The sequence below is a fragment of the Anaeromassilibacillus sp. An200 genome (assembly GCF_002160025.1).
Classification (GTDB): domain Bacteria; phylum Bacillota; class Clostridia; order Oscillospirales; family Acutalibacteraceae; genus Caccousia; species Caccousia stercoris.
This window is the reverse complement of record NZ_NFJU01000070.1, coordinates 1-7884: the sequence shown is the minus strand read 5'-3', so window position 1 is coordinate 7884 and position 7884 is coordinate 1. Positions and strand designations below refer to the sequence as shown.

6 protein-coding genes are annotated in these 7884 nt (G+C 54.9%); 2 read left to right on the top strand and 4 right to left on the bottom strand.

Annotation, left to right across the window (positions count from 1 at the left end; all coding sequences use genetic code 11):
• Positions 1-238 precede the first annotated feature (238 nt).
• Positions 239-859, bottom strand: a complete 621-nt coding sequence (locus B5F35_RS17055; protein ID WP_087242770.1) for a recombinase family protein — start codon at positions 857-859, stop codon at positions 239-241.
• A gap of 118 nt (positions 860-977) precedes the next feature.
• Positions 978-1610 carry a helix-turn-helix domain-containing protein gene (locus B5F35_RS17050; protein WP_162611471.1) on the bottom strand — a complete coding sequence of 211 codons (633 nt, stop codon included), beginning with the start codon at positions 1608-1610 and terminating at the stop codon, positions 978-980.
• 98 nt (positions 1611-1708) lie between these two features.
• On the opposite strand from B5F35_RS17050, the gene B5F35_RS17045 reads away from it, so the two are divergent.
• Both B5F35_RS17045 and B5F35_RS19380 read left to right on the top strand, forming a co-directional pair.
• The gene (locus tag B5F35_RS17045; RefSeq protein ID WP_242969578.1) at positions 1709-2563 is read left to right on the top strand and encodes a uroporphyrinogen decarboxylase/cobalamine-independent methonine synthase family protein; all 855 of its coding nucleotides are present in this window, start codon (positions 1709-1711) and stop codon (positions 2561-2563) included.
• Positions 2564-2568: 5 nt separating this feature from the next.
• Positions 2569-2832 carry a hypothetical protein gene (locus B5F35_RS19380; protein ID WP_242969577.1) on the top strand — a complete coding sequence of 88 codons (264 nt, stop codon included), beginning with the start codon at positions 2569-2571 and terminating at the stop codon, positions 2830-2832.
• 89 nt (positions 2833-2921) lie between these two features.
• On the opposite strand, the gene B5F35_RS17040 is transcribed toward B5F35_RS19380, so the two are convergent.
• Together B5F35_RS17040 and B5F35_RS17035 are read right to left on the bottom strand one after the other, a co-directional pair.
• On the bottom strand, positions 2922-5279 hold the full coding sequence (locus tag B5F35_RS17040; RefSeq protein WP_087242768.1) for a glycoside hydrolase family 31 protein: 2358 nt from the start codon (positions 5277-5279) through the stop codon (positions 2922-2924).
• 12 nt (positions 5280-5291) lie between these two features.
• Positions 5292-7358: a glycoside hydrolase family 36 protein gene (locus B5F35_RS17035; RefSeq protein WP_087242766.1), complete on the bottom strand. Its 2067-nt coding sequence runs from the start codon at positions 7356-7358 to the stop codon at positions 5292-5294.
• Positions 7359-7884 lie beyond the last annotated feature (526 nt).

The window sequence follows — 7884 nt, the reverse complement described above, 5'->3', positions numbered from 1 at the left end:
ATTTTCCCCTCTCCTGCTTGAATCAACATATACCGCGGCGGCTTCCCCGGCCCGGGCCGGTTCTTTCCTCCGCCGGAACCGCTTTTCCCCTCGCGATGGGGGTGTCCATGCAGTCTACTTACATGGACGTTACCACGATTCCTTACACCATCTATATCGGCTTTAATTTGGAAAGATTAAGGGCTTTTCAAAAAAACTTTTAAAAAATTTTTGCCAGGATCCATAAAGAATAAATGCTTTATGATTTTTGCGAAATGGAATTCCGGTATTCGCGCAAATGCTTATAAAAAGTACTGCGTTTCATATTGCAGTGCTTTAGGAGAGCATCACAACTCAGCCTGCCGTTCTCCCAGGCCTCACAGAGCTGGGGAAAATCCTGCGGGAATACCTTTTTTTCTCTGCCCCAGCGCTTTCCCATCGCCTTAGCGGCGGCAATCCCCTCAGCCTGCCTGCGGCGGATATTTTCGCGTTCCTTCTGCGCCACATAGGCAAGGATCTGCAAAACAAGATCCGCGACGAAACGCCGGGTCAGATCCTGTGGATCCGACTGACTCCGAGTGTCAAGCAGAGGAAAATCGATCACGGAAATATCCGCCTGCTTTTTACGGGTGATCATACGCCATTGCTCCAAAATTTCCTCATAATTTCTTCCCAGCCGGTCAATGCTCGGGATCACAAGCATATCGCCCGGCTTGAGCTTTCGGATTAAGCGCTGATAGGCGGGGCGATCAAAATCCTTGCCGGAAAGCTTGTCCACAAACACGTTGCCGGGAGGGATTTCCCTGCTGCGCATGGCGGCAAGCTGTCGTTCCTCGTTTTGATCGGTGCTTGATACCCTGACATACCCGTAAATCTGCAAAACAACTTCCTCCTTCTAAATCATTAAATCATTAAAAGAAAAAAGAAGCCGGGCCGCTGCTTTCACAGCCCCCGGCTCCCTGTTCTTCATCATTTCCTAACTATATATAATCCGCGCATCAGGGCAAGATCCGCTCCCCTGCTTTCTTCCTGCGCAGGCAGGAGGGGGTACAGCCTTCCCGTTTTTTAAAGCTGTTGATCAGCCCTCTCGCGTCCGAATAGCCCACCATCGCGGCAATCTCCGCAACACTGTGATCAGAGGACAGAAGCAGAAGCTTTGCCCGCTCTACGCGAAGGCGCGTCAAATAGTCATAAGGGGATTGGCCCATCACTTCATGGAACACACGCTGAAAATAAAATTCGCTCATTCCGGCTTTCTGCGCCAAATCTCCCACGCGGATCGGTTCCCCCAGATGCGCGTGCAGGAAAGAGGCGGCTTCCTCCATGGCTGCCTGATGGCGTGAAACCGGTCCGCACTCCACCGTGCGCGCCAGCTCGCATAAAAGCTGGTGGATCCATAGGGAAAGCAGCAGATCCGTCTGCCGTCCCGGTGTGTGCGCCATGGAATCCAGCTGATCAAAAAGCTCCGCTGCACGGGCGGGATCGCTGTCCGCGGTGCGCAGGGCGCCGCCATTCACCATTCGCACAAAAGAATCGGCAGCGCAGCCAGAAAAATGCATCCAGAAAAAGCGCCACGGACCGTCGCCGTACGTGGCGTAATACTGTTCCTTTGAGCAATCGATCACCGCCATTTTTTCGCAGGAATCCCCCTCGAAAGCGGAAAAATACAATGCTATGATTGTAGCATGGAACGCAGAAAACCGCAATGCAAGGAAAGGGAGGAGATTCCATGACATTCCGGGAAAACGCCATGGCTGTTCTGCATTATGGAGCATACGAAAAATTTCCCGTTGTATCGTTTGGGTACTGGGGAGAAACGGTGCAGAAGTGGGCAAATGAGGGTCATATTACACGCGAGGAGGCGGACGACTACTGCCGCCGCGGAGATAACGGCTGGGGCGATCGCTCCATCATGAAAAAACTTGGATTTGATTTCAACTGGAATTCCTGTGTTGGCTCTTCCAGCGATCTGTTCCCGGCGTTCGAGGAAAAAACGCTGGAGGAACGCCCGGACGGAAGCCGGGTGATCCGCGATGGCAGCGGTCTGATTGTTCTCGTCAAGCCCGGAATCGTCTCGATCCCGGCGGAGATCGGCACTTCTTTGACAGATCGCAGCGTGTGGGAGCAGGAATACCTGCCGCGCCTGCGGTTCTCCATGGAGCGGATCCCGACAGAACTGCTGGAAACGCTGCGGGATGACGCAGGCCGGGAGATTCCCGTGGGAATCCACTGCGGATCGCTGATGGGAAGAATGCGCGATCTGCTCGGTGTGGAGCAGATGAGTTATCTGATGGCTGATGATTTTGATCTGTATGAAGAAATTATCGATACGATGGACGGCCTGTGCTATGAATGTGTGAAAGCCATGCTGGACAGCGGCGCGAAATTTGACTATGCGCATTTCTGGGAGGATATCTGCTTTAAAAACGGTCCGCTTGTGATTCCCTCCATGTTCGACGAGTATGTCGGCCCGCACTATAAGCGGATCACCGATCTGCTGCACAGCCATGGGATCGACATCGTATCCGTGGACTGTGACGGGTGGATTGACCGCCTGATCCCCACCTGGCTCGAAACGGTGTGAATACGATGTTTCCGATTGAGGTGGGAACCTGGAATGCGAGCATTGCCCCGTGGCGGGAGCAGTATGGACGCGAGCTGCGCGGTGTGGGCGGCATGAACAAGACGGTTTTCTCACGCGATCGCGCCGCTGTGGACGCGGAGATCGAGCGGCTGCGCCCGCTGATCGAGCTGGGCGGGTATATCCCTTGTCCGGATCACCGCATTGCCCCGGACGCCAAATATGAAAACGTACAATATTATTGTGACAGGATGCAGAATTTGAAGCTGTGAAACGGAAGCCAAAAGGCTCCGATCGAGAAACGGCGCTTCCCGGTGGATATACCGCCCGGGGAAGCGCCGTTTTTTGTCCGGCGAAAGAATCAGAGACGCAGATCCGGCAAGCCTTCTTCACTTTCGCGCATCACCCGCACCTCATACAGGGCGGAGCAGTCCTCCCCGCCGCAGACGGCGGAGAAACGCTGTGCCGCGTCGTCCCAGTGCATTTCTGTCACGGTGTATTCGCCATGCTCATAACCGTAGCCGTCCCCATCATCCTCATAGAAGGAGAAATGCGCATCACACCCAGGATACACACAGAGGACGGGGCGCGTCCCGGCATCCTCTCCGGCATATTGCGACGCCCGGCCCACCGGCACAATGCTTCCGGCACGCACGAACACGGGAATAGATTCCAGCGAAGTCTGGGCGTCAATCGTCTGCCCGCCGCGATACCGGCGGTTTGTGTGAAGATCGTACCAATCGCATCCCTTCGGCAGGTAGACTGAGCGGGATAAAACGGCGGGCTGCGTAACGGGGCAGACCAGCAAACTCTGCCCAAACAGGAATTGATCCGCGATGTCAAGAGCGTTGGGATCGTCCGCAAAGTCAAAGGCAAGCAGGCGCAGGAGGGTTTTGTCGTCCTTCCAGACATGCCCGGCTTCCGAATACAGGTAGGGCATCAGGCGATAGCGCAGGCGGTTAGCAGCTTTCATGGCTTCATAATATGCGCCGCCCTCGTCTCCATAATGCCAGATTTCCCGGCGCGTATCCGTTCCGTGCGCGCGGAACATTGGCAGGAAAGCGGCGAACTGGTACCAGCGTGTGTACAGCTCACGGTAGCCCTCGTCGCGGCAGCCATCCTCGTATTCGCCGTTCCAGAACCAGGTGTCACCGCGCTTGACGAAGAAGCCGCCAATATCCACCGTCCAATACGGCAGGCCGCTGGCACAGAAATTCAACCCCGCCGCGATCTGGCGGCGAAGCGTTTGCCAGGAAGCCGATGTATCACCCGACCACAGAATTGCGCCATAGCGCTGTTGTCCCAGCGCGGCGCTCCGCGTCAGATTGACTACACGTTTTTCCTCGCTTTCCGCGCGCTGTCCCTCATAAATACCCTGCGCATGGAAAAGAGCGTAAGCGTTGGCAAGCCGCAGCAGCATCTGGCGTCCCGCGTTTTCCACATACTCTTGATACATCTGAGCCGGATCGGGCTTTTCCTGATGTGTCCACTCTGGTGTGAATGGCTCGCTGGAATCACACCACCACGCATCCACGCCATACCGGTACAAATTTTCGCGCACCTGTTCCCAATAAAGCGCCCGTCCCTCTGTACGGGTGGCGTCGTAAAGATTGCTGAATGGCAGCAGCAGACCACGTTCCGCGAATGCGCGGTAATCATCTGTCTTTTCATCCATGTTCGGCCAGATCGACACCATGAAACGCACCTGTTCCCGGTGCAGCTCCGCAAGAAATGATGCCGGATCGGGAAAACGGGCGGGATCCAGCGTTTTCTGCCCCCACATGCCATCCTTCCAGGAGCACCAGTCCAGCACGATGCAATCCAACCCCACACCGCGCCTGCGGTATTCCCGGGCTGTGTCCAGCATTTCCACCGCCGTCTCATACCGCTCCTGCGACTGTACAAAGCCGAACGCCCAGCGGGGCAGCATAGCGGCCTTGCCGGTTAGGGTGCGGCAGCCATGGATCACGCCGTCCAGATTGCCGCCGTAGAGGAAATAGTGATCCATTTCCACATCGGCTTCCGTGAAAATCGAGGAGGAAAACGCGTCGTCGCGGAATATGGCCGGGCCATAGGTGTCTGTCAGGATACCATAGCCCAGGCTGGAAACCAGCAGCGGAATGGCGATCTTGAGATTTGCCTGATGCAGGTAAACAGTATGTCCGCGCAGGTTCAGCAGCCCCTCCTCATGCTGTCCCAGACCGTACAGGGCTTCCCCCTCCTGCCAGAGCAGGTTCAGACGGCAGCGATACAGGCGGCGATCGTAGACGCGGGGAACGTCGTGAGGGATCACTTTTTCACCGTCCGGCGTCCTGACGCGCTCCATCCTGGCAGGTTCCTCCGGGTTCGGCAGATAGCTGTCATACGCTTCCAGCGTGCGGCTGTCTCTGGGATTTTCCCGCAGCAGCAGTTTGCCGTCCCGCGTGCGGTAGCAAATGAAAAGACTCGTCTTGTCGATAGTCAGCGCAAGCCGATCGGTCAACAGCGTATACGCGTCCTTCGTTTCATTCAGCTTCCAGCTGCAAAAAGGAGAGAAGGGAAGGACTCCAGGCTTTGCTTCCTGGGAAAAGGTATCCTCGCGGGTAAAGCGGACACGCACAATCTCCGGCGAAACAGGTTCCAGACGCAATGCTCCGTATTCGGAAAAAAAGGTAACGGTGCTGTCTGTCCGTTCACAGCGGGAGACAGCACGGGAAGGGTGGGGGACTGGCTGAATCATGTCTTTCCCCTCCTATCGGAGCAGTACAGCGACTGCTTCAAAGTTGGCCTTGAGACGGACGGTAAGCGTCCCGTTGAAAAGGGAAAGATCGTTCCCCTCCGTGCAGAGCACCTCCCGTACATGGGATGCGCGCACCGGCAGGGAAATGCTGTCCGGAAGCTCACCGCCAAAGGTGTGAATGGTAACGAGTACGCCGTCCGGGCCGGTGCGGCACACAGCCTGCCACCCCTGGGGATGCCGCCAGCTTTCGCCGCGGTTTTCGTGGAACTTGGAAACACCGTGCAGGATAATCCCGCGTGCGTCACGGTAAAACGCGATTGCGCGCTCCACCAAGGCCCACTGTTCCGCATTGAGTGAATAAATATCGCCGGACAGGCACATCACACCGAGCAGAGTGTTTACCAGCGAATAGTTGAGACGCCGCAGGGAATCCGTGCCGTGCAGCACCGCCCAAATCTGCGACTGCGCGGGCAGAATCATGCGTTGAAGATTAGCGGCAATAATGGGAATTTCAATGCATTCATGCGCGTCCGAGAAGGAGGCCATATCGAACAGGCCCATCAAAGACGGTTCCAGCCGGTGACCGCCGGAGGAGCAGTTTTCCATGCACAGTCCGGGAACCGCCTCGCGCAGATGACGGAAGAAGGCCTGTGACGCTTCCATATTCTGCCGCAGACCCTCGCCCAGGCTTTCCGTACCGTCACAGCCAACTCCAATGCAGTCGTTGTAATCGATTTTCACATAGGCAAAGCCATAGTCGCGCAGAAGCGAAACGACCCGTTCCTCCAGATAAGCCTGCGTTTCCGGCAGCCGCATGTCCAGAAAACGCCGTTCGTTCGTGTCGATTACGATCCCGTCCCGTTTGAGAAGCAGTTCATCGTTTTGGGCAAGGTAAGAGAGGTGTCCGCATGTCTCCGGCTCAAACCAGATGCCGGGCAAAAAGCCTGCCTTCCGAATGTTTTCCACCGTGGCACGCAGACCGTGTGGAAACATTTCCGTATCGTTCGGAATCCAGTCTCCGTTGCATTCGCTCCATGCGACTCCAGGCCTGCCGTACCAGCCGCAGTCGATCACGAGATAGTCGATTGCCTTACCGCGCAGGCAGTCCACGATCTTTTCAAGGTTTTCTTCCGAAGGATTGCCCCATGTGGTGCAGTATTCATTGAACAGGACAGGGGGCAGCCGATCCTTCCCCGCGAAATTCTCCATCTGTATGGTTAACAGGCGCTGTGAGACGGCATCCAGACTTCCGCATCCCACCGTCAGGAAAGCTTCCGGTGTGCGGAAGGTTTCTCCCGGCTGGAGTGTTTTGGCCCAATGGCCGTAATCAAAATCCGCAAGTCCGCTCATCATAGCCAGTCCCGCATCCATACGGCGAAATTCCAGCTGCCAGGAAGACGGGCAGGCAAGCTGCATAGCCCAGATCACACCGGTCTTTTGATCCTCCACCGCGCCGAAGGGGAAATATCCGCGCACAGGCATCGAACCTTTTTGACCAATTTTTTCTACACGCAGGCCATGGTTGGCCCAGGAAGGCTCCAGGTGCAGGCTTTCCGCCGTGTTGGAGGAAATTCTGCCCTCCGCGCTCCACGCGCTGCGTGCTCGGTGGATCACAAGTGCTCCGGGAGCATCCTCCTCAAAAAACGGTGTCAGTCCGCCAATATTAGCGCTTGAAAGCATCTCCAGCGTTAAAGGAGCCCCTGTGTCATTGGTGAAGTCGGTGAAGACCCGCACAGCCTCCAGCCCTTCATGCCAGACAACGGTATGACGAACAATTCGTCCAGCTCCGTCTGAGAGCACGGTAACGATGCGGTCTCCCTGTTTTTCGTGGGAAACCAGCTTCATACACTTTGTGGACGCGGAACACGCCATCGTAGTGCCGCCTCCGAAAAAGCTGGTCCGTTTATCGCCGCGCACATGAAGCTGCACCAACGGTTCCAATGCACAGTTTTTTTCCACGACTTTTTTCTCCGTCTCAAGCGGGATCAGAAGCATTCCCACGGTATGTTGTTCATTCTCCCAATAAGAAAGGCACATATCTCCCATGACATAGCGGCCAATCTCTTTTTTTGCACTCATGCATCCTCTTCCTTTCTTTCAATTTTTTTCGATTTTCCTCCCCACCTGTCTCCGCTATCGCAGTGAAAATAGATGTCCCGCAAAAATGGCATGGCAGGCGCTTCTCTGTCACTATTTCCCCTTACTCATCGCCTTCAGGCCGGCAGAATTATAGCACATTCATGCACAGAAAACAATAAAAAAACAGACAAATTATTTGTGATTTTATATTAGATTCGTAAATTTGCAAAAACAGGCGAAACTAATCCGAATTTCTTTTTGGAAAAGCTGTTTTTGTGCGAATAATTTATGCAAATATCCGTTTTTTTGTCAATATTTAGTTTAAATTAAGATTTTTTGCATAAAAATTTTTATTTTTTCTTCCGACTCTCACAGTCCATATAAGTAGGCTTTGTGGACACCCCCATCGCGAGGGGAAAAAGCGGTTCCGGCGGAGGAAAGAACCGGCCCGGGCCGGGGAAGCCGCCGCGGTATATGTTGATTCAAGCAGGAGAGGGGAAAATAGCTTTCTTCTGATTGAATAAAG